19 protein-coding genes and 1 riboswitch are annotated in these 22,313 nt (G+C 37.4%); of the genes, 9 read left to right on the plus strand and 10 right to left on the minus strand.

Features of this window, described 5'->3' with window-relative positions; all coding sequences use genetic code 11:
* Positions 1-113: 113 nt before the first annotated feature.
* From ACZDYH_RS20385 to ACZDYH_RS20395, 3 genes are read right to left on the minus strand one after another with little or no spacing between them, the layout of a single operon-like run.
* Entirely contained in the window at positions 114-431 is a 318-nt protein-coding gene (locus ACZDYH_RS20385) for a PTS sugar transporter subunit IIA (protein WP_000379645.1), read from the minus strand.
* Positions 432-440: 9 nt separating this feature from the next.
* The gene (gene celB / locus ACZDYH_RS20390) at positions 441-1,742 is read right to left on the minus strand and encodes a PTS cellobiose transporter subunit IIC (RefSeq protein WP_000617789.1); all 1,302 of its coding nucleotides are present in this window, start codon (positions 1,740-1,742) and stop codon (positions 441-443) included.
* A 14-nt stretch (positions 1,743-1,756) separates the two neighbouring features.
* Positions 1,757-2,059 carry a PTS sugar transporter subunit IIB gene (locus ACZDYH_RS20395; RefSeq protein ID WP_001023557.1) on the minus strand — a complete coding sequence of 101 codons (303 nt, stop codon included), beginning with the start codon at positions 2,057-2,059 and terminating at the stop codon, positions 1,757-1,759.
* Positions 2,060-2,282: 223 nt separating this feature from the next.
* Between ACZDYH_RS20395 and ACZDYH_RS20400 the strand changes: the two genes are divergently transcribed.
* The 3 genes from ACZDYH_RS20400 to ACZDYH_RS20410 all read left to right on the plus strand — a co-directional run bounded on the left by ACZDYH_RS20400 (position 2,283) and on the right by ACZDYH_RS20410 (position 5,249).
* On the plus strand, positions 2,283-3,500 hold the full coding sequence (locus ACZDYH_RS20400) for a dicarboxylate/amino acid:cation symporter (RefSeq protein WP_000649376.1): 1,218 nt from the start codon (positions 2,283-2,285) through the stop codon (positions 3,498-3,500).
* A gap of 171 nt (positions 3,501-3,671) precedes the next feature.
* Positions 3,672-4,829 carry an acyltransferase gene (locus ACZDYH_RS20405; RefSeq protein WP_434713122.1) on the plus strand — a complete coding sequence of 386 codons (1,158 nt, stop codon included), beginning with the start codon at positions 3,672-3,674 and terminating at the stop codon, positions 4,827-4,829.
* Positions 4,830-4,868: 39 nt separating this feature from the next.
* Positions 4,869-5,249: a VOC family protein gene (locus ACZDYH_RS20410; protein ID WP_000610162.1), complete on the plus strand. Its 381-nt coding sequence runs from the start codon at positions 4,869-4,871 to the stop codon at positions 5,247-5,249.
* Between the two features lie 40 nt (positions 5,250-5,289).
* Here the strand turns inward: ACZDYH_RS20410 and ACZDYH_RS20415 are convergent, their stop codons facing one another.
* Entirely contained in the window at positions 5,290-7,290 is a 2,001-nt protein-coding gene (locus ACZDYH_RS20415) for a YhgE/Pip family protein (protein WP_434713124.1), read from the minus strand.
* A gap of 135 nt (positions 7,291-7,425) precedes the next feature.
* Between ACZDYH_RS20415 and ACZDYH_RS20420 the strand changes: the two genes are divergently transcribed.
* Positions 7,426-8,310: a LysR family transcriptional regulator gene (locus ACZDYH_RS20420; RefSeq protein ID WP_000421926.1), complete on the plus strand. Its 885-nt coding sequence runs from the start codon at positions 7,426-7,428 to the stop codon at positions 8,308-8,310.
* A 47-nt stretch (positions 8,311-8,357) separates the two neighbouring features.
* Here ACZDYH_RS20420 and ACZDYH_RS20425 read toward each other — a convergent pair whose 3' ends face one another.
* Positions 8,358-9,443: a transcriptional regulator gene (locus tag ACZDYH_RS20425; RefSeq protein ID WP_474887070.1), complete on the minus strand. Its 1,086-nt coding sequence runs from the start codon at positions 9,441-9,443 to the stop codon at positions 8,358-8,360.
* Positions 9,444-9,534: 91 nt separating this feature from the next.
* Positions 9,535-9,684 (minus strand): hypothetical protein, encoded by a 150-nt coding sequence (locus tag ACZDYH_RS20430; RefSeq protein WP_000283180.1) that lies wholly within the window; start codon positions 9,682-9,684, stop codon positions 9,535-9,537.
* Between the two features lie 255 nt (positions 9,685-9,939).
* Between ACZDYH_RS20430 and cydA the strand changes: the two genes are divergently transcribed.
* From cydA to ACZDYH_RS20445, 3 genes are all read left to right on the plus strand, one after another.
* Positions 9,940-11,295, plus strand: a complete 1,356-nt coding sequence (cydA, locus tag ACZDYH_RS20435; RefSeq protein ID WP_000381978.1) for a cytochrome ubiquinol oxidase subunit I — start codon at positions 9,940-9,942, stop codon at positions 11,293-11,295.
* Positions 11,288-12,313: a cytochrome d ubiquinol oxidase subunit II gene (locus ACZDYH_RS20440; RefSeq protein ID WP_000544187.1), complete on the plus strand. Its 1,026-nt coding sequence runs from the start codon at positions 11,288-11,290 to the stop codon at positions 12,311-12,313. Before cydA ends, ACZDYH_RS20440 begins: the two co-directional genes overlap by 8 nt.
* Before the next feature lie 391 nt (positions 12,314-12,704).
* A complete protein-coding gene (locus ACZDYH_RS20445; RefSeq protein WP_000021123.1) occupies positions 12,705-14,063 on the plus strand; it encodes an arsenic transporter in 1,359 nt (452 codons plus the stop codon).
* A gap of 101 nt (positions 14,064-14,164) precedes the next feature.
* Here ACZDYH_RS20445 and thiC read toward each other — a convergent pair whose 3' ends face one another.
* Entirely contained in the window at positions 14,165-15,925 is a 1,761-nt protein-coding gene (thiC, locus tag ACZDYH_RS20450; RefSeq protein WP_000814485.1) for a phosphomethylpyrimidine synthase ThiC, read from the minus strand.
* A gap of 112 nt (positions 15,926-16,037) precedes the next feature.
* A riboswitch (TPP riboswitch) is annotated at positions 16,038-16,153 on the minus strand.
* Positions 16,154-16,224: 71 nt separating this feature from the next.
* A complete protein-coding gene (gene lldP, locus ACZDYH_RS20455; RefSeq protein WP_001099333.1) occupies positions 16,225-17,886 on the minus strand; it encodes an L-lactate permease in 1,662 nt (553 codons plus the stop codon).
* Between the two features lie 295 nt (positions 17,887-18,181).
* Between lldP and ACZDYH_RS20460 the strand changes: the two genes are divergently transcribed.
* Positions 18,182-18,499, plus strand: a complete 318-nt coding sequence (locus ACZDYH_RS20460; protein ID WP_001014099.1) for a magnetosome magnetite crystal formation protein family — start codon at positions 18,182-18,184, stop codon at positions 18,497-18,499.
* 71 nt (positions 18,500-18,570) lie between these two features.
* Here the strand turns inward: ACZDYH_RS20460 and ACZDYH_RS20465 are convergent, their stop codons facing one another.
* Together ACZDYH_RS20465 and ACZDYH_RS20470 are read right to left on the minus strand one after the other, a co-directional pair.
* Positions 18,571-19,062, minus strand: coding sequence for a metal-binding protein (locus ACZDYH_RS20465; RefSeq protein WP_001139061.1), 492 nt, complete (start codon positions 19,060-19,062; stop codon positions 18,571-18,573).
* Between the two features lie 50 nt (positions 19,063-19,112).
* Positions 19,113-19,478 (minus strand): YkvA family protein, encoded by a 366-nt coding sequence (locus ACZDYH_RS20470; RefSeq protein WP_000810369.1) that lies wholly within the window; start codon positions 19,476-19,478, stop codon positions 19,113-19,115.
* Between the two features lie 546 nt (positions 19,479-20,024).
* Here ACZDYH_RS20470 and ACZDYH_RS20475 point away from each other — a divergent pair.
* Positions 20,025-21,953, plus strand: a complete 1,929-nt coding sequence (locus ACZDYH_RS20475) for an LTA synthase family protein (protein WP_000665350.1) — start codon at positions 20,025-20,027, stop codon at positions 21,951-21,953.
* Positions 21,954-22,313 lie beyond the last annotated feature (360 nt).

The following is a 22,313-nucleotide window of genomic DNA, read 5'->3' on the forward strand; positions in this document are numbered from 1 at the left end:
AGTGGGATGAACATTTCGCTGATGGTACAGGCACATACATAAAATGAAATTTTAATTAGTGGGTGTTTTACTGCCCGTTAATTCAAGATAAAAAAACCTTGCATAAGCAAGGTTCATTCATCCACCGACATCTTCCTATATAACTCTACAAACTCACTCGCTAATTCTTTCACCGTAATTGCATTCATTAAATGATCTTGCGCGTGTACCATTAAAAGAGTAACTTCGGTCTTTTCGCCACCAGCTTCTTTCTGGATAAGCTCCGTTTGTACACGGTGCGCCTCTTTTAATTCCTCTAGTGCTTCTTGTAATTTAGCTTCAGCTTCTGTAAACTCCCCACGCTTCGCACAATCAATTGCTTCCATTGAACAACTTCTCGCGTTTCCCCCATGCAAGATTAAATGAAAAGCTTTCGTCTCTATCGTATCCATTGTAGTTCTTTACTCCCCCTTTTCTTCCGCCAGTTTTTGTTTATCCCATATTTTTAAGAACGGTAAATAAATGAAGAATGCTAGCGCAAAGTTAACAAGTTGTAAAATAACACCTGAAATTTTCCCGCCCGATCCTAAATATCCACTAAAAAGAATAGGTGTCGTCCAAGGTACAGCGGCCCCACTCGGACGTGCCACCCATCCCCATTCCATTGCAAAGTACGAAACAATTGTTAACACAACTGGAACTAATATAAATGGAATTAGTAAAAGTGGGTTCATCACAATCGGCATACCAAAAGTTACCATCTCATTAATATTAAATATACCAGGTGCAATTGACAATCTCCCTAAACTTTTTAATTGTTGACTTCGTGCAAATAGTAACATTCCAACAACTAGAGCAAGCGTTGCACCAGAACCGCCCATATAAATCCATAAGTCAAAAAACTGTGCCGTAATCGTATTTGGTACATCTTGCCCAGCTTGAAAAGCAACTCGGTTTTGATCCATTAACGACAACCAAACAGGGCTCATTACACCACCAACAATAGTAGCACCATGAATTCCACACGACCAAAGAACATGAACGAGAATAACTGCTATTATTGCGCCCCAAAGACTAGCACCAAGTACACTAAGTGGTTCCTGTAAAATTTGTCCTACAATATTATGGATACTGCCAAAAGAAGTATTTTCTATAATTAAGCGTAAAATCCAAATAACTGTTACAACAATAAATCCTGGAACAAGTGCCGCAAATGAACGCGTGACAGCTGGTGGAACTGTCTCTGGCATCTTTATAATTATCTTTTTTTGTACAATAAATCGATACAGTTCAGTAGATATAAGTGCAATAATCATTGCTACAAATAACCCTTGGCTTCCCATTAATGCAGCTGGGATAGCGCCTTCTACAAGTACACTTTCTTTTGTACTTGGTATAATATATGCAACTTGAAATGGCGTCGCAAGTAAAAACGTCACAAGCGACAATGCCCCGGATGCTAAAGCATCCACTTTATAATACTCTCCAAGCCTGTAAGCGATTCCAAAAACAGCTATTAAAGCCATTATATTAAAAGTTGCACTAACTGGATACCCTAAAGCTCTCTGCCAATTCTCACCAAACAAACCTGCCATAAACTCGTTATATCCGGGTATCGGCAGTGCACTAATAATGAGGAAAAACGATCCAATAATTAAGAAAGGCATCGTTAAAATAATTCCATCTCGAATTGCTTGTAAATGCCTCTGCTCTGCAACCTTCCCTGCTACCGGCATCACATACTTCTCTAAAAACCGTATCATCTATCCCACTCTCCTCATGGTTTCATTGACAAAGCTGCTTGCAAGATAGCTTCTCCATTACAAAGTCCGTAATGAACAGATTGAATGACATCAACAGGTATCCCTTTATCCTTACATAATTCTTTCATTTTCGGTAATAAATAACGTACTTGCGGTCCAAGTAAAAGGACATCAGCTTTATCAATATGACTATTCACTTCAGAACCTGATACTGCCCAGATTGTTACTTCTATCCCTCTTGTCTCTGCTGCTTTCTCCATCTTTGTAACAATCAAACTGGAAGACATTCCCGCTGCACAGCAAAGTAAAATATTCATCCCGCTTCCCTCCCCTTTTTTCTCTACCTAAATTATGGTGCACTCCTTGCCACCACTAGGTTACAAATATATATGTCTAGATTTCCTGCTGTATGCCGAGCTTAAAAACAAAAATTTCTTGGTTTTCGCGCTATTCCATTTATCCGTATTCTCCTAGTAAAGAGAACTCTAACTCGCTATAATGATTCAGTATGATTTTTTTAATTGATAGGAGGATATATTTATGAAGGCATATCGCTTTCCACTTATTTTATTATCTTCTATCCTAATTGGTGGTTTCATTGGTTATTTCATGGGTGCCGATGCAGTTGCTTTAAAGCCGCTTGGTGATATTTTCTTAAACTTAATGTTTACGATTGTTGTACCTCTAGTGTTCTTTAGCATCGCATCGTCTATTGCTAATATGGATGGATTAAAACGTTTCGGTAAAATTATGTCTAGCATGGCTGGGACTTTCTTATTTACAAGTATTTTAGCTGCTATTTTTATGATTATTGTTGTGAAAGTATTCCCGCCAGCACAAGGTGTTGTACTAGAACTAACACAACCTGACAAAGCCGGCAAAGCTGTTAGTGTTGCAGATCAAATCGTCGGTATTTTAACAGTATCTGACTTCTCGAAGTTACTATCTCGTGAAAATATGTTAGCTCTTATTTTCTTCTCTATCTTAATGGGGATTGCAACTTCAGCAGTTGGCGAAAAAGGAAAGCCATTCGCTACATTCCTACAAGCTGGTGCAGAGATTTCAATGAAGGTTGTATCTTTCATTATGTACTACGCTCCAATCGGACTTGCTGCTTACTTCGCAGCATTAGTTGGTGAATTCGGACCACAACTTCTTGGAACTTACTTCCGAGCAGCAATGGTATACTATCCAGCTTCTCTTATCTACTTCTTTGTATTCTTCACGTTCTATGCATACCTTGCAGGTCGCAAACAAGGTGTACAAGTATTTTGGAAGAACATGGTCTCTCCTACAGTTACATCACTTGCAACTTGTAGTAGTGCCGCAAGTATTCCAGCGAACTTAGAAGCAACGAAGAAAATGGGTATTTCTTCAGACGTTCGTGAAACAGTTGTCCTTCTTGGTTCTACACTTCATAAAGACGGCTCTGTTTTAGGTGGCGTATTAAAAATTGCTTTCTTATTCGGTATTTTCAACATGGAATTCGAAGGACCGAAAACATTAGCAATCGCACTTGTTGTTTCTCTATTAGTAGGAACAGTAATGGGTGCTATTCCAGGCGGTGGTATGATCGGTGAAATGTTAATCGTATCTCTATACGGTTTCCCGCCAGAAGCACTGCCAATTATCGCAGCAATTAGTACAATCATTGATCCACCTGCAACGATGTTAAACGTAACGGCAGATAACGCTTGTGCCGTAATGACAGCTCGCCTTGTAGAAGGTAAGAATTGGATCAAAAACAAATTTGCTTAATAGAAAGAAAGAGGATGCTCATTTAAAGCATCCTCTTTTTGTCTTTGTTTATTGGTTAGTCGATACCACTCATTCTCTCTCGCCACAAATTTGTTAAAATCTTCACAAATATTCCACATCCATTATCCATTCTCCGTACTATAATCATGTATGGAAAAGGAGATGGAAACGATGACACAAAGCGCACCTGAATTTAAAGTTTTGCAAAGCATTGCATTTCTCGCTGTCGTTTTGCAAAGTTCTTTATTATATACAATGAATCAAGGAAATGTCTTACTTGAGCAATCCCTCATTATGGGCATGCTATTTAATCTTGCAAAATTCTCAGCACCAGCATTCATATTTATCGTTGGATTTCACTTAATTCGTCACTATACAAAGCAATTAGTATATAAAGAATATATTTCCGAAAAAGCGATACACTTACTCATTCCGTATTTCTTTTGGTCTATTCTTTACTTATTAACAACAAATGATCTTATTACGTTACAAAGTGGAATAAAAAGTTTATTACTCGGAACAGCCGCTCCCCATCTTTGGTACGTTATTATGATGTTCCAAATTCACTTATTGTTCCCTTTACTATGCACACTTTTTTATTGGTTTCAAAAACGAACAGAAAATAAAAAAGACATATATAAATATATGACCTTTTTCGCTTGCCTATATTTTCTATTAATGTGGTTCTCTTCTCACTATATTTTTAATGGAGAAAAATTAACAAGTTCAACAATTTTACATTATACAGATCGATCATTTCTATTCTACTCATTCTATTTCGTTATGGGCGGCATTGCCGCTGTAGCACTAAAAACTTGGCGTCTATTCGTCATGAAACATATCCCGCTTATAACAATATTATTTTTCATCTTATTTTTATTCATCAATTATGAGTTGTTTAGTTTTTACGGAGCAAACTCTATTCATTTAACTGTTTCTACCTATTTAAAACCATCTATGTTTTTATATATCGTATGCGAAATTATCATACTGTATGTGTTATCTATTATGATAGTACAGCGTCGTGGTTTCTTATATAAAACGTTACGTTTCATTGGTAATTACACGTATGGTGCTTATTTAGCTCATTTATTCTTCTTGCAACTATGCACAAAACTTCTTTCCTTATTCACACTGCAAGAAAATACTATATTATATGCCCTATTACTATTTGTGTTAACGGCTATTATCTCTATTTCAACAATGGTCATTTGTAGCACAATACCATTTCATACTTGGATTACAGGTCCTTCTCCTACAACAAAGATGAAATGGACGAAGGTTGTATTCCGAAAAAATCATAAAAAACTATTCAAGCCATATATTTGATATAATAATACGCATATAAAAAGAAAGCGAGAGACACCTATGATTAATCAAGTTGGACAAATTATGCTATATGTAAATAACCAAGACGAAACAGTACAATTTTGGACAGAAAAAGTAGGGTTCCAAATCATTGCGGAAGAAAATAACGGAAACGGATTCCGCTGGATTGAAATTGCACCGGCGAAAGAAGCAGGAACAAGCATCGTCCTTCACGATAAAGCGTTAATCGCGAAGATGCAACCTGAACTAAACCTAAATACACCTTCACTTATGTTCTTCTCAAATGACTTAGACCGTCTATATAAAGATCTTTCTGAGAAAAATGTCACAGTTGGACAGGTTGTAGATTTACCTACTGGTAGAGCATTCAACTTTGCTGATAATGAAAATAATTACTTTGCAGTAATGGAACGCAAATAAAAAATAAGCTATCCGAAAAAATCGGATAGCTTATTTCATTTTAAGAAACTTGTTCTGCATTCGTTTCTCTATGCTGTATATGGCTCGTGACCCAAGCAATTCCACCGGCAACAACGAGATAACATAACAATATTAAAATTTGCATTTGTAATTGCGACCAATCTCCTAAAGAAATAACATCTTGTAATCCTCTAAGAGAATGAGACATTGGGAGAAATTGTCCAATTTTGCTAAGAACAGCTATATTTAATTCTCCTGGGAAAGTCCCCCCGCTCGTCGCTAACTGCAGGACAAGAAGCGTTACCGCTAAGAACTTTCCAACAAGACCAAATACTGTTACTAGCATAAGAATAAATGTCATGAACGTAAAGGAAATAACAATACTTGATAAAACAAAAAGTGGCACACTTGCGACTTCTAATTTCATAACACCTAGCACAACTACATCTACGAGTAGCGCTTGAATAAGTCCAATTAAATATACCAATCCTAGTTTATTAATAAAATGTACCGTTCCGCTTACCTTCATATTTTGTCTGCGGCCAAGCGGTAAAATATTCGATGCCATAATTCCGCCAACATAAAATGCAAGCGATAAGAAATATGGTGCAATGCCTGAACCGTAGTTAGGAACGTCAGAAACTGTTGACTTCACTAACTGAACTGGCTCTGAGAACATCGTATTGCGTGCATCATCATTACGAATATCCGCTATCTTCTCTGCGCCCTCTCCTAATTTCCTAGAAAGTTCTTTCGCACCATCATCAAGTTTAACAAGTCCGTTCGTTAACTGATCAGCACCATGATTCAGCTCTGTTCCGCCACTCGCAAGTTGATTTACACCTTCTTGTAGTGATGTAAATCCATTTCCCCACTTCGTAAATCCATCAGCCAAATTCGATGCACCATCTGCTATCTTTTTCGTTCCAGCAGTAGCTTCATTTAACTTAACTCCGAATGTATTTATGCCTTCTTCAATCTTATGTTGACCGTCAGTAAGCTTCTGCGCACCTTGTGTCAATTGTTGTTGGCTATTATTTAAAGTACTTGTTGCTTTAGCTAGTCCATTAGACGTAGCAACAATTTTTTGAAAAGCGGGATCTTGCTGCACTTCTGGATGATTTTTCACGTACTCTTCTAATTGTTGTTTTACACTATTTGCCGCATTGTCCGCTTTCGCTTGCCCTTCAGCAAGTTTTTCATTTCCATTCACCCATTCATTTGTACCAGCACTTAATTCACTAACCCCTGATTGTAACGTTTTTTCACCTTGTGCTAATAACTCCATACCGCTATGAAGTGAAGTTGCTCCTTGACTTAGCTCATTCGCTCCGTCAGTTAAGGCTGATTTGCTAGAAGCAAGTTTTTCACTTCCCTCTTTCACTTTTGATGTCCCGTCACTTAAACGATGAATACCATCTGCAAGCTGATCTGCCCCATTTCTTGCATCTGTCGTTCCTTCATGTAACTTCCCAGCACCATTACTTGCATCACTCAACCCTTGTGCTAAGTCTTGAAACTTTGAAAACACACCTTCTGTATAAGATTTCGTAATACTATTTGAAATTTTTGTTTTCATATTTTCAACAGCTGTCGTTCCAATTTGCGCTGCTACAAAGTTTTTACCCGGATTTACTTTGTACTGCAATTGTGCTGGTTCTGGTTTCTCATCCATAAGTGTACTTACCTTTTTAGAGAAATCAGCTGGAATCGTAACAACCATATAGTACTTATCTTCTTTTAGCCCTTCATCAGCATTTTTTTCTGATACGAAATGAAAAGCCAGTTCTTTATTCTCCTTTAAATTTTTTACAAAATCGTCTCCTGCATGAATTGTTTTCTCATCCATCGCAGCACCTTTATCTAAATTCACAACCGCAACAGGTAATTTATCTAATTTTCCGTACGGATCCCAATATCCAGCTAAAAAGAATCCTGAATAAATTAACGGAACGATTAATAAAAAAATTAAAGCGATACGTCCATGTTTATGGTGCCACATCGCTTTCCAATCTTTAAATACAAGTTGAATTCCCTTCATGAAACATACTCCTTCTCCGAATTTAACACCATTAGAATGGTTTAACAGATTTACTATACACGTCACTTTCCATACTGTATAATACATCTTTAATTATTAATTCATTCCTTTTGGTCTATAGAAAGGAGACTCGAAATGGAACTGCTCCAGTTAAAATACTTTCAGACAGTCGCACGACTAGAACATATGACAAAGGCAGCTGAAGAATTGCATATCGCACAACCTTCACTCAGCAAAACAATAGCTAGACTCGAAAAGGATTTAGGCGTTCCTTTATTTGATCGCCAAGGTCGACAGATTACTTTAAATTCTTTCGGAAAAGTATTTTTAAAACGAGTAGAGCGTATTTTTCATGAATTAAGCGAAGGGGAACGAGAAATTAAAGATTTAGCCGAATTACAACAAAGCTCTATTACACTAGCCGTTTCTATTCCGAGAATATTACCAGAACTACTTGGCTCTTTTTTACTAGAACATCCTAACGTTCGGTTCCAACAATTTCTGGCATCCACTCCTTCTATGAAACGACAACTAGATAATATAGAAATTGACTTTTGTATCTCCTCTGTGCCAATTGAAGGAGAAGAAATTGTTTGGGAACCACTTATTACAGAAGAAATTTTCTTAGTCGTCCCTTCAGGCCATCGTTTATCAGGCCGAGAAAATATCCACCTCCATGAAGTAAAGGACGAACCGTTCATTAGTATGAACACTGGTTATGGATTTCGACACTTAACGGATGAATTTTGTAAAGAAGCTGGTTTCACTCCACATATTGCTTTTGAAGTCGATGAACCGACCGTGATTAGCGACCTCATTAAGCAAGGTCTCGGCATCGCTTTTGTTCCAAGTTTAACTTTATTAAAAAACTCTACTTTAGCATCGAGCAAGTTGCGTATTATTGAACCCACTTGTCAGCGAACCATCGGATTAAGTTGGTCAAAAAAACGCTACTTATCAAAAACAGCTCAGCAATTCCGTGAATTCGTGATTGACTACTTCTCTAATATTAGGACGTAAAATTATATGAACAAATAAAAGGTGCCACCCTCATATGGTGGCACCTTTTATTGTTCACTCTTCTTTAATTCCATTTCAGCTAAAAGTGGTAGTACGTTATCAAAAATATGCGTATTATTATTTTCACCTGTTACATATCCACCGTAATATCTACTAAATACGTTGTCATTTCGGAATGTGGCCATATGATCATACAATTCCTTCGCAAACTTTGTATCACCTGTTTGTAGTACGTACAAAATCGTTAGTCCATACGCGGCCGGCGATTCATAATTCACAGTTTGTTTTCCCGTTTCTAAATTGTAACGACCGTATAGCTTTCCATCCTCCTGGAACTTCTTTTTTATAAATTCCAAATAAGCAGCTGATGAAAGACCACCTAAACTTCGATGATATGCAACGTATGATTGGTCAATAAGATTCACTTCTTTATCGTACGTAAATGTACCATCTTCTTTATACTCTTTTGGGAATGCCCAGCCATGCCTTGGATAATCTGCTAAAAATTGAACGACTTCCTGATATTGCTGAGCAGAAACTTTGCCGTACTTCTTCATATAGGAGAATGCACGCGGATTTATGTATGATGTTGTTACAAAATTATTTTGTTTCCCTGCATCTGCATCATAATAATCAACATAATAATTATCTTTTTTATTATAACGAAGTACAGCATCACTTAATTGATCGGCAAGGTTTTTATAACGCTCTTCCTTATACATTTCATAAGCACGATATAATTGTTCTATAATACGAAGATCATCTATAAGTGCATTTGTAGCTGACTGCCTCTCTCCCTTTTCAGAGAGTTTCCATAAAACGATATGATTCTTATATATGAAATTATCTTGAATAACCTTTACTTGCTCATCAAATAACGCCTGATTATCTTTATCAAGTGTATACTGTAACCATAATCCCGCCGATTCTGATAAAGCTTCGCGTCCCTTAGCTTCACCCGTACCTGCCTTAGTATCTACTAAACGATACGTGGCAAGTGTTCCATTGTCATTCACCATATGTCTTAAAATAAAATTTTCTGTACGGTTTCCTTGTAAAGCTGACCAAAATACAATTCCACCTAAAGCGATTAAGAAGATAACTCCAATCCCTATATATAAACGTTTCCGCAATCTTTTCACCTCCCTAGTAAGGCTAACCTTAATTTTATCAGAACATACATAAATTTAAAAAAGACAATCTATTAGATTGTCTCCCGCATTTCTATCCCCCGCAAACCTCTTTAGAAGGTTTATATAGCGATTGTACAAGTCGATCATATTCACGACGTGTAATTTCTTTATTATATAGCTTCAATAATAAATCTCTATGCTCTTTTGAAAATGCCATCTTTTTAATGACTTCAGGATACATAAAACACCCTCTCCATTTCACATAAACTTCTTGATTCCGAAAAACAGAACTTATGTTCGCATAAAAGATTATAAAAGATTCCTGAGCAAAAAACAAACAAAACATGACCAACTATTTATTTCTTTCTATTCAAAATATTACAACATTATATTATCATATTCACTTTTTAAATACATATATATTTTTGGTAGTTTTTTTGAATAAATCTTCCAATTCAATCAGAAAATAATGGCAAAAAAGAAGAGGAGTTTACATATGGATACGGTAACATTAGCAAGAGCATTTTTTGGTTCTTCATTAGCATTCCACATTATCTTTGCAACACTTGGTGTCGGTCTTTCATTGATGATTTTTATAAGCGAAATACTCTATCACTGGAAGAAAGACTCCGACTATGCCATTATGGCGAAAAGATGGACAAAGGCGTTTGCTATTCTTCTCGGTGTAGCAATTCCAACTGGAACAATTGTTGGTGTGCAAATCTCACTTCTTTGGCCTGGTTTCGCCAAAATTGTTGGGCAAGTTATTTCTGTTCCCTTCCAAATTGAGATTTTCGCCTTCTTTTTGGAGGCTTTATTCATGTCGATTTACGTATATGCAGCTGATAAACTTCCTCCATTTATGAGATTAATCTCGCTATTTTTCGTCATGCTTGGTGCCACGGCATCCGCCGTGCTCATTACATCAGCAAATACATGGATGAATACACCAGCAGGCTTTTCAATGAATCCAGATGGATCTGTTTTTAACGTTGATCCGTGGAAAGCATTCTTTAATCCAAGTTTTGGCACAAGTGCATTCCATGTTGTTATTACGGCTTATGCAACTGGTGCGGCTGTCATTGCTTCTATCGCTGGATTTAAATTATTGAAGAAAAATTTAAGTACACGTGAAATTGCTTATCATAAAAAAGGGCTACTATTAGGGCTTGTCGTTACATTTATTACAGGCGCTACGATGTGGCTTTCAGGACATGAATCAGCGATCGCCTTACATAAACACTCACCTGAAAAACTTGCATCTGCTGAAGCTTTATTTGAAACGACATCACACGCACCGCTATCCATTGGCGGAGTTGTGGATCCCAATACACTTGAACTAAACTATGCACTTGAAATTCCCAACATGCTTAGCTTATTAGTGGGATTAGACCCTAGCACTGTCGTAAAAGGTCTAAAGGAATTTCCCCAAGAAACATGGCCACCATTTTATACACATACACTATTCAACTTAATGGTCGGCACCGCTGCGTTTACCTTTGCAGTTGCAGCAATTGCGCTCTTATATTGGTACTTCGTTTACCGAAAAAAGGGAACAGAACTACCGAAGTGGCTACTTTGGGGGGCTGCCGCATGCGGACCAATTATGATGCTCGGTATTGAATTCGGATGGATTTTCAGTTGTAGCGGTCGTCAACCATGGACAATTTATGGTATGCAACGTACCGTCGATGCATCTACACGCGCCGATTTCGTCGGTCCTTTATTTGTTTTGTTCATCATTTTATATATTGGACTCGCTATTTTAACAGTCATTGTTCTACGGACATTCTTTAGAAGACATCCATTAAAGAATGATTTACAACACCAAGGAGGCGATTCTCATGCATGAGGAAAGTATTGCAATCATCATCTTATGGGCCCTTATTTTCGTATACAGTATACTAGGGTCCATCGATTTTGGAGCTGGTTTTTGGGGCATGGTATACGCAAAACATCCGACGCTCGCTGCTAAACTTGCGAATCGGTACTTATCACCAACTTGGGAGGTAACAAATACGTTTCTCGTCTTCGTCGTTGTCGCATTTCTCGGCTTCTTTCCGAAAGCGGCCTTTACTCTTGCGACAGTAATGTTCGTACCAGTTATGTTAATTTTAGTGCTCGTTGCAGTACGTAGTACGTTTATGGTATTTGCTTACTCCTTGCCAAAATATCAGTACCTTCTTCGGGTTATTTCAGGTATTACTGGTCTCTTAATTCCAGCACTATTAATTACCGTTTTACCCGTTACAGAGGGGGCCTATATTACAATGTCTGAAGGAAAAGAAGTACTCTTGTATGGAAAACTTCTTTCTAGCCCGGTTATCTATTGTTATATGCTCTTCGGACTAACGTCTGAACTGTTTCTCTCCTCTCTCTTTCTCGCTGATTTTGCGAGAGAACAAAGTTCAGAAGATACGTATAGAATTTATAGAAGAAATGCTATCATTCTTGGTCCTGCAACGCTCGTTACAGCGATCATCGCTCTCGTTGTAATGGATCCAGAAACACATTGGCTTATGCAAGGATTAATAAAGCAATTCCCGTGGTTTACAGTTTCTATTGTTTTATTCGTTATCGGATACTCGTCCCTTTGGTGGACAAACAAAAAATACAATACACTAGGATACCCTCGCATTGCCGTTTTAGCTGTCGTCGCTCAATATGCATTTGCAAGCTACGCTTACGGCGTCGCCCATTTACCGTATATTATTTATCCTGACGTAACTGTATTTACAAGCTTTACAACGACAGAAACGTTCTATGCACTGCTCATTCTATACGCAATTGGGATTGCAATTTTATTACCAGGATTTATTTTCTTCTGGAATTTATTCTTGAAGGATCGTACTTTTTTGAAGGAAAAATAATATAGTCTTGGAGTCTGTCCCAAAAGGCATTTTGGAATAGACTCCTTTTGTCATGTTTTGTCGATAAGTCGATATATTTTAAAAATCGCTGATATATTTTAAGTTGCGCCGATATATTTCAATAATCGCTGATATATTTTAAGTTGCGCCAATATATCTCCATAATTGCCCATATAAATCTCATTTACTACCTTACTGCCCAATCAATTTATAGACTCCTATCACAATAGTTATTTCACTACGAGTGACACTTGTCCTTTAGCTTGAAAAACACATATTCGCTTCATCTCGTTATACGTCTAGTTCTTCTTATTTTTTGCTGAATATACTACCAATATAAACTTGAGACAAGCTACATCTGTTCAAGGGAAAATAGAAAGGTAGGCAAAATATGAGCATTGAAATATGGATTACTATTATTGTATTCTTCTTAACGATGATCGTTATCTTTTGGCGGCCTCGAGGTTTGAATGAGGCGTGGCCAGCAGCAATCGGAGCTGGTATCATCATAATTACTGGACTTGTATCAAAACCAGACGTCATGGATATTATAAGTAAAATTGGCGGTGCTTCCATAACAATATTAGCGACCATCGTCATGGCAGTTATATTAGAAAGCTTCGGCTTCTTCCATTGGTCCGCAGCGAAACTGGCAAATCTAGCGAAAGGTTCTGGACGCCGTCTATACTGGTATATTCAATTATTATGTTTTCTTATGACTCTTTTATTTAATAACGACGGTAGTATTTTAATTACAACTCCCATTTTAATTCTTCTTCTAAAAAACCTTCAATTAAAACCACATCAACAAATTCCTTATTTATTAAGCGGAGCTTTAATCGCTACCGCATCTAGTGCACCAATTGGTGTAAGTAATATCGTAAACTTAATTGCATTAAATATCGTTAATATGACTCTTTATATGCATACTGCTATGATGTTTGTACCTGCAACATTAGGCTTATTATTTATGTCATGGCTCATGTATACAGTTTTGAAGAAAAAACTTCCGAAAAAATTACCTGTTTCTTCATATGATATTGAAGAAATTTTCTTCACGAAAAACTTCCATCCACTAAAAGGAAATAATTCTGTTGATACGAAACAAAAACGGACAAGATTCATGTTAAAAGTATTAGGTTTCGTCTTCCTGATGCGCTGTCTTCTATTCGTTGCATCCTTCTTATCCATCCCAATTGAAATCGTTGCAGTACTTGGTTCACTCGTTCTTCTCATTTGGAGATGGTACTACTTACGAACAAATCCTGTCGACATTTTGAAAAAGACACCGTGGCACATTTTAATTTTCGCCTTCTCTATGTACGTCATTATTTACGGACTCCACAACGCAGGATTAACAGCTGCACTTGTACAATGGCTCGAGCCAATTGTGAATCAGCATCTACTCTATGCTAGCTTTGCAATGGGCGGACTTGTATCCATCCTCTCTAACGTCTTCAATAACCATCCTGCCCTTATGATTGGTACAATCACATTAACAGAAATGGGACTAGATCCAGTCACATTAAAAACAATCTATCTTGCAAACATCATTGGTAGTGACATCGGTTCACTATTACTACCAATTGGTACACTAGCTTCACTCATTTGGATGTATATTCTGAAACAAAACAAAATTAAAGTAAAATGGAAAGACTATTTAAGTGTATCCCTTATCGTTATCCCGCTCACAACAGTCGTCACACTATTCCTCTTATTCTACTGGGTACATCTCTTCTTTGCCTTATAAACAACAGAAGCCCCATTTGCTACCGTCTTAGCAAATGGGGCTTCTTCTATAATAAAGTTAGGTACTACAGTGTGATCAATCAAGTAAAGAGGTGTAACATATTATTGATATAAATGACTACCAGCTTCTTTAAATTCTTCTGCTTTCTCTTTCATTCCTTTTTCAATTGCTTCTGTCGTTTCTAAATCATTTTCTTTTGCATACTCACGAATATCATGCGAAATTCTCATACTACAAAACTTCGGTCCACACATTGAACAGAAGTGAGCTGTCTTTGCCCCTTCTGCAGGCAACGTTTCATCATGATATTCCATCGCACGTTCAGGATCTAAAGATAAATTAAATTGATCGCGCCAACGGAATTCGAAGCGTGCTTTTGAAAGTGCATCATCACGCTGATGAGCCGTTTTATGTCCTTTCGCAAGATCAGCCGCATGCGCTGCAATTTTATACGTAATAACACCCGTGCGTACATCATCTTTGTTTGGCAAACCTAAATGTTCTTTCGGCGTTACATAACAAAGCATCGCTGTTCCAAACCAGCCAATCATAGCAGCTCCAATTGCAGATGTAATATGGTCATAACCTGGTGCAATATCTGTCGTTAGCGGCCCAAGTGTGTAAAACGGCGCGCCCTGACAAATATCAAGCTCTTTCTCCATATTCTCTTTAATTAAGTGCATCGGTACGTGTCCAGGTCCTTCAATCATAACTTGCACATCATGTTTCCAAGCAATTTTGGTTAATTCGCCAAGTGTTTCAAGCTCAGAAAACTGTGCTTCGTCATTTGCATCTGCAATAGACCCTGGACGTAATCCATCTCCAAGAGAGAACGAAACATCGTACTGCTTCATAATTTCACAAATCTCTTCAAAGTGAGTATATAGGAAGTTTTCTTTATGATGGAATAGACACCACTGCGCCATAATCGAACCACCGCGCGAAACGATACCTGTCGTACGCTTTGCCGTGATTGGAATGTAACGAAGCAATACACCAGCGTGAATTGTAAAGTAATCAACGCCTTGCTCCGCCTGCTCAATTAACGTATCACGATATACTTCCCACGTTAAATCTTCTGCAATTCCGTTTACTTTTTCCAGCGCTTGATAAATCGGTACAGTTCCAACTGGTACAGGCGCGTTACGAATAATCCACTCACGCGTCGTATGAATATTTTTACCTGTAGATAAATCCATAATCGTATCTGCACCCCAGCGAGTAGCCCACGTCATCTTCTCTACTTCTTCTGCAATCGAAGAAGATACAGCTGAGTTTCCGATATTCGCGTTTACCTTCACATGGAAGTTACGCCCGATGATCATCGGTTCAGCTTCTGGATGATTAATATTCGCTGGTAAAATAGCGCGGCCTTCTGCGATTTCCTTACGAACAAACTCCGGCTCTACCCCTTCACGAATCGCAACATATTCCATCTCAGAAGTAATAATGCCATTACGTGCATAGTGCATTTGCGTAACGTTTGCACCTTGCTTTGCTCTAAGTGGCTGGCGATCCATTTGCGGGAAAACAGGTGTATGTTTCGAAGCCACTTTCACACCGTCATCCTCTGGTTTCACTTCACGCCCTTCGTATGCTTCTACATCACCACGCCCCATAATCCAAGAATGGCGCGGCGTTGGAATCCCCTTTTCTAACTCCACTTTATACTCAGGATCCGTATAAGGGCCGCTCGTATCATACACACGAATTGGCGGATTTGGAACGCCATTTGTTTCGCTTTGTTCAATCTCACGCATCGGTACTTTCATGCCTTCTCGTGGTCCATCCACATATACTTTCTTACTCCCTGGTAAACTCGATTTCAATTCAATTTGCTCAGCTGAAACAGATTGTTTCATAAATTTTATTGCCCCCCTGTTCGTGACAAGGACGAGATATGGCCAGCGCATGCCAAAATAAAAAGAGCCAGGTCCATAAAAAAATAAGGACCTGGCTCATAAAGACATCATTATGTAAAGCCGTTAACTTCCCTACGCTGGTACGAGCCAGATCAGGTCCAAAGGGTTAAGAAGATCACGCGCTTCTCTCTCAGCCTACGCATACGTTAGGCACCCCTAGTTTATCACTGATTTAATTTTCAATACTTTCCCATCATACACCATAATCTGAAAAATTCAAAGTTTATTTCTTTTTCTCTTTATGGAATCATCCACGTTAAATAATACGCCTGCACATACGTCATAATACCAACAATAATTACGAAGAATAAGCTATGCTTCACTGTAAAACGGAACAAATCCGATTCTTTTCCAGCAAGACCAACCGCTGCACAAGCGATCGCAATCGACTGCGGGGAAATCATTTTACCTGTTACACCGCCTGTTGTATTTGCTGCAACGAGAAGCACTTCAGATACGCCGACTTGCTGCGCTGTAATGGCTTGTAAATTTGAGAACAGTGCATTCGCAGACGTATCAGACCCTGTTAGGAATACGCCAATCCAGCCTAAGAATGGTGAGAAGAACGGGAATAGGCCGCCAGTTCCGGCTAATGCTAACGCTAACGTGGAAGATAGACCAGAATAGTTTGCGATAAATGCAAACCCTAGTACGAATCCGATAGATAGAATTGGCATTTTTAATTCGCTTAACGTTTCTTTAAATGTCACTACTGCATCTTTTACATTCATTTTCAAAATAAACATGGAAATGATACACGCAATTAAAATCGCTGTTCCGGTTGCCGATAATACATCAAACTTCAAAATTGCCTCGTAAGGCGTTGGTTTATTTACAATTGGCTCTGCTTTCATTACTAGATTATGCAGACCTGGAATTTCAAACTTAAATACAAGACTTTCTAAAGCCCCTCCTGGAGTGAATAATGCCTTAAAGAAACTTTGGCTCCAAATGACTACCATAACCGTTAATACGATAAATGGGGACCATGCCTTCACTACTTTTCCAAACGTTAATTTCGGCATCGATGCCGCTGTCGTTGTTGCTGCTACTTCACTATTTGCTTGCCCAGATTGATATATTTCTTTCGGCTGCCAAACTTTTAAGAACAGCGCTAAACTAATTAAACTTACAAGTGCCGATGTAATATCCGGAAGTTCTGGTCCTAAAAATGTCGCTGTAATGAACTGCGTAATCGCAAATGAACTACCCGCTACAAATAACGCAGGCCACGTTTGTCGTATCCCCTTAAATCCATCCATTAAAAATACGATAAAGAATGGCACAAATAATGATAGGAACGGTAATTGATGCCCAGCCATTTGTCCAATTTTATGTGGATCAATACCTGTTACTTGTCCAGCAACTGTAATCGGAATTCCCATCGCTCCGAACGCCACTGGTGCAGTATTTGCAATCAAACAAAGACCTGCTGCGTATAAAGGATTTAACCCAAGCCCCGCAAGAAGTGCTGCTGTAATCGCTACTGGTGCCCCAAATCCTGCCGCTCCTTCTAAAAATGCTCCAAATGAAAATCCAATTAAAATAACGAGTAGACGATGATCGTTCGTAATCGATAATACCGATGCACGAATCACATCGAATTGACCTGTTTTCACAGAAATTTTATATAAAAATACCGACATAATGATAATCCAAGCAATTGGCCATAATCCGTATAAGAAACCATATCCGGTCGCTGCCATTGCCATCGTGAACGGCATTTTATAAGCGAATAACGCTACTAAAACTGTAAGTACAACTGTAATAAATCCTGCCACATACCCTTTCATGCGGAAAACTGCTAAAGCTAAGAAAAAAAAGATAATCGGAATAAGTGCGACCGCTGCCGAAATCCAAATGTTTCCGAATGGATCATAAACTTGTGTCCATGTGTTCATTGTTCTCTCCCCCTAAAGAATCCCCTTTTGAATAGAATAACCCCATCAATAGACTATCAGGTCATCATACCTTTAAGTCTAAAATAAAAAAACGTTTAAGAAAACGTTTTCAACAACTTTCATTTATACTGTACCATAACAATTTCTATTAAAAAAGATTTTTTTGAAAATTTTATTATTTAACAGAAAATCTTACAAAATCGTCACGTTCTTGTAATGTTCATCGATAGGAAGTTTGCCAAAATTATTGCATAATAATAGTATAACAACAGAAATTATTTATGAGGTGATATATATGAACGGAAATAAAATATTAGCTGCGTTATCATACTTTAGTGTACTATTTGCCCCTATCTTATTCCCTATTATCGTTTGGATTGTAGGAGACGCTGAAACAAAACCACATGCAAAACGTGCTCTATGGACACACATCATTCCAAGTATCGCTACATTCATTGGCGTAACTATTTTAGGAATTATGGGTCTTGGATCTGATCAACCAGATGTAACACTTGGAATTGGATCAATGATTGTCTTAGCTATTTGCGGAATCATCAGCTTATACTACTTCATCTGGAACATTGTAAAAGGAATTAAAGTGCTGAAAGCTTAATTTTAAACAAATGTTTGTTTAAAAAGGGCCCCTTGCAAATTGTAAGGGGCCCTTTTCCTAATTCGTTCACTTTATCTTCTGCGTTTCTTCTTTTTTCTCATCATTTTCTTTCGGCGTGTATTCACTTTATCCGCTATAATGTGGAGCGTACTTGCCACAACAATTCCCATTAAGAATGTTACAATTTCAACCTCATGTTTCTGCGCAATTTCTATTAAATTACCATCCAATGCGATTACATTTAATAGTAATAAAAATGGAGAAAAGACAATTAACATGTACGCAATACGAATCACATCACCAAGTATAATCGTATGCGTAAAGAAAGATCGATGTGGCATTACTTTCTTATAAGGATACCAAAATATACGTAAGAAACCCCATTTGTTATAAGCATTACTGTACGTATCTAAATCTGGTGTTAAAAATGAAGTACCTACTAAAAAACCAATTGCAAAAGTTAATAAAAAATCAAAATTTGTTAATCCATACGAAAAGAGCAAAAACAAAACAACCGGAAGGGATATTAAGTTTATTTTCGTATGCGTTCTTCCTGATGGCATAATGCACTTCCTCGCTTACGTTCGTCCTGTCACCTCATGACAGATTTCACCTATTGACCTAATTTCTGATCGATAAATGTTGTGTCTATATCCGAACCAAACCATTCTGCCAACTTCACTCGTGCCTTATCTTTCACATCTTCATTGACGTATAACGACACCTGTATTAGTGCGGCCGTTAACGCCCCTAAATCATCCGTATAGCCAATTCCAGCAATGAAATCTGGAATCGCATCAATCGGTGCAATAAAATAAGCAAGTGCTCCAATTACAATAATTTTCACTCGTTTTGGAACATCGGGTCTTTGCAAAACGTAAAACAGTAATAAACTTGCATAAATGACCGACTGCCCTGCTTGCTTTGCAACATGTTTTACTTTCTTCCAAAACGCTTCAACTGAAAATTTTTGTTTCATGTAAAAAGCCTCCCTATTTTTAAAAAGAAATAAGCTACAATATGTTATCAGTAAAAGTTCATGGAAATTACACAAAACCTATCAATGAACTTTCATTGTAACAAACAAACTAAAAAAGAACAAGTGTTCGTTAATTTTCACACGATTTCCTTCATATAATAGATTTCTAGATAACCCTTACCCATCTTCGTTTCTTATTTCTCAACAAAGAAAATTTTCACTTCCACTTAACATTCTGCTCTACCTTTGTTATATTTTCTAGTTGACGGACATATAAACGAATGTTAAAGTTTTCTCTGGTAGTGACAAATCTTATACAAAAAATGTAAAATGTTATAGTGTTTCTCAGAAATGAATTTTGTTGTATAATACAGAAATGACGTTATGCTTATGAGCAACAAAAGAAACCAAAAGGGTATGCATAGTTATAGTCGTATATGGGTGAATATAGAACCTTTAATTATGGCCAAGAAAACTATGTATTTTTTATTTTAGCATTTTTCGCTCCAAAATCGACCAAGCCTGATAGAGAAAGGGTGGAAATGAATGAAAGAAACCTTGAAATCACAATTTCAAAATGTGCGTTTCACTGTATTCGTAGCTTTAGCCTTATGGCTGAAAACTTACCTTATTACACGCACAAGCTTTGACTTAAAACTTGAATCTTTCATGCAAGAATTCATTTTATTCCTTAGCCCATTAGCAGCATCATTACTGCTTGTTGGTCTTGCATTATTTGCAAAAGGGAAAAAACGTAACTATATAGCACTTGGAATTAATTTTGTCTTAACAATCGTTCTTGTTGGTAACGTAATGTTCTACGGATTCTACAATGACTTCGTTACATTACCGGTGCTAGGACAAACATCTAACTTCGGAAGTTTAGGTTCTAGTGTGAAAGAATTATTTAACTACAAAATTATCCTTGCATTTGCAGACATTATCATATTCTTCGTTCTATTGAAGAAAATGAAGAACTTTGCACCTACAGAGCGTGTAGCACGCCCGATGCGTTCTCTATACTTCGTATCAACAGTTGCTATTTTCTTCGCAAACTTAGGACTTGCAGAAGCTGAACGCCCAGAACTATTAACACGTTCATTCGACCGCGTTATGCTTGTTAAAAACTTAGGATTATATGTACACCAAGTATACGATCTTGGCTTACAAGCAAAATCAAGTTCACAAAAAGCATTCGCTGACGGTAGTAAATTACAAGAAACAGAGAACTACGTAAAAACAACACAAAGTAAACCAGATCCAAATATGTTCGGTACTGCAAAAGGGAAAAACGTAATTGTTGTCTCTCTTGAGTCATTACAAACATTCTTAATTGGTGCAACAGTTAACGGACAAGAAGTTACACCATTCTTAAACCAATTTACGAAAGAAAGTTATTACTTTGATAACTTCTTCCATCAAACAGGTCAAGGTAAAACATCTGATGCTGAATTCCTAGTAGATACTTCGTTATATCCACTAGACCGTGGTGCTGTATTCTTCACACACGGTAACAATGAATATACAGCAACTCCAGAAATTTTACGTCAGCAAGGGTATCACACGTCGGTATTCCACGCAAACAACGCAACATTCTGGAACCGTAACATTATGTATCCAGCACTTGGTTATGATCGTTACTACAACGAGCTTGATTACAAGATTACGCCAGAAACAAAATTAAATTGGGGATTAAAAGATATCGAATACTTCGATCAATCTATTGATATGTTAAAACAAGTGAAGCAACCATTCTATACTCGCTTCCTTACTTTAACGAATCATTACCCATTCACTTACGATGACAGTACAAAATTAATCGATGAATACAATTCTGGTGATGGAGTATTTGACCGTTACATGGTAACTGCTCGTTACTTAGACGAAGCAATGAAACACTTTATTGAGCGTCTAAAAGCAGAAGGTATTTACGACAACTCAGTAATCGTATTCTACGGTGACCACTACGGTATTTCTGAAAACCATAACCGTGCAATGGCACAGTTCTTAGGAAAAGAAGAAATCACTGCATTTGACCATATGAACTTACAAAAAACACCGATGTTTATTCACGTTCCAGGTCAAAAAGAAGGTAAAACAATTTCGAAACCAACTGGTGAAATTGACATTAAACCAACTATTCTAAACTTACTTGGTGTAGATTCTACAAATGACGTTCGATTCGGTCATGATGTATTCTCACCTGATAATAAAGGATTCGTTGTTCTTCGTGACGGTAGCTTCGTTACAGATAAATACATGTACACAAACAGTACATTCTATGACCGTGCTACTGGCGAAGTTGTACAATTACCGAAAGAAGAATCTCAACCACTAATTGATCGCGCCCAAAATGAATTGAACATGTCTGATAAAATCATTGAAGGTGACTTACTTCGCTTCTCTGAAAGTAATAAGATCAAAACTGGTGAAGTAAAAACAGTTATTAAAGAAGAAAAGAAGAGTGCTGAGTAATCTCAGCCTCTTTTTTTATTTTCTTCCATACAACTACTTATATTCATTAACTTTAAAATTACATAACCTTTACCAAATATTCACATAGTGTTAATGAAGAATCTCTATAATAAAATATGTAAACGAGGTTCTACATATTTCTTATCTCTCATCTTTCGTAAGATCCCTTAAAGAAGTGTGTAAATCTTTTGTTTCTACTTTCTTATAATTGTCTTTCAACATGTTTTGTTTCCATACACAAAACATTCAACGAGACAATGTCCCTATGAAAGATAGCTACCCTCCTTGTGCAGCATTCCATAAGAATGTTGCTTTTTTTTATTTAAAAGCAGGATTCTCATTCTTATTTTCGAATTTGTA

It is taken from the genome of Bacillus sp. EB V-12 (assembly GCF_056158125.1).

Excerpts from the sequence above, each read along its gene's own strand:
- ACZDYH_RS20440 (WP_000544187.1), top strand. The coding sequence starts at position 11,288 with ATGCATGAGGAAAGTATTGCAATCATCATCTTATGGGCCCTTATTTTC.
- ACZDYH_RS20420 (WP_000421926.1), top strand. The coding sequence starts at position 7,426 with ATGGAACTGCTCCAGTTAAAATACTTTCAGACAGTCGCACGACTAGAA.
- ACZDYH_RS20405 (WP_434713122.1), top strand. The coding sequence starts at position 3,672 with ATGACACAAAGCGCACCTGAATTTAAAGTTTTGCAAAGCATTGCATTT.
- ACZDYH_RS20470 (WP_000810369.1), bottom strand. The coding sequence starts at position 19,478 with ATGAAACAAAAATTTTCAGTTGAAGCGTTTTGGAAGAAAGTAAAACAT.
- celB (WP_000617789.1), bottom strand. The coding sequence starts at position 1,742 with ATGATACGGTTTTTAGAGAAGTATGTGATGCCGGTAGCAGGGAAGGTT.
- ACZDYH_RS20400 (WP_000649376.1), top strand. The coding sequence starts at position 2,283 with ATGAAGGCATATCGCTTTCCACTTATTTTATTATCTTCTATCCTAATT.
- ACZDYH_RS20445 (WP_000021123.1), top strand. The coding sequence starts at position 12,705 with ATGAGCATTGAAATATGGATTACTATTATTGTATTCTTCTTAACGATG.
- ACZDYH_RS20415 (WP_434713124.1), bottom strand. The coding sequence starts at position 7,290 with ATGAAGGGAATTCAACTTGTATTTAAAGATTGGAAAGCGATGTGGCAC.
- ACZDYH_RS20430 (WP_000283180.1), bottom strand. The coding sequence starts at position 9,684 with ATGTATCCTGAAGTCATTAAAAAGATGGCATTTTCAAAAGAGCATAGA.
- lldP (WP_001099333.1), bottom strand. The coding sequence starts at position 17,886 with ATGAACACATGGACACAAGTTTATGATCCATTCGGAAACATTTGGATT.
- ACZDYH_RS20465 (WP_001139061.1), bottom strand. The coding sequence starts at position 19,062 with ATGCCATCAGGAAGAACGCATACGAAAATAAACTTAATATCCCTTCCG.
- cydA (WP_000381978.1), top strand. The coding sequence starts at position 9,940 with ATGGATACGGTAACATTAGCAAGAGCATTTTTTGGTTCTTCATTAGCA.
- ACZDYH_RS20475 (WP_000665350.1), top strand. The coding sequence starts at position 20,025 with ATGAAAGAAACCTTGAAATCACAATTTCAAAATGTGCGTTTCACTGTA.
- ACZDYH_RS20460 (WP_001014099.1), top strand. The coding sequence starts at position 18,182 with ATGAACGGAAATAAAATATTAGCTGCGTTATCATACTTTAGTGTACTA.
- ACZDYH_RS20395 (WP_001023557.1), bottom strand. The coding sequence starts at position 2,059 with ATGAATATTTTACTTTGCTGTGCAGCGGGAATGTCTTCCAGTTTGATT.
- thiC (WP_000814485.1), bottom strand. The coding sequence starts at position 15,925 with ATGAAACAATCTGTTTCAGCTGAGCAAATTGAATTGAAATCGAGTTTA.
- ACZDYH_RS20385 (WP_000379645.1), bottom strand. The coding sequence starts at position 431 with ATGGATACGATAGAGACGAAAGCTTTTCATTTAATCTTGCATGGGGGA.
- ACZDYH_RS20410 (WP_000610162.1), top strand. The coding sequence starts at position 4,869 with ATGATTAATCAAGTTGGACAAATTATGCTATATGTAAATAACCAAGAC.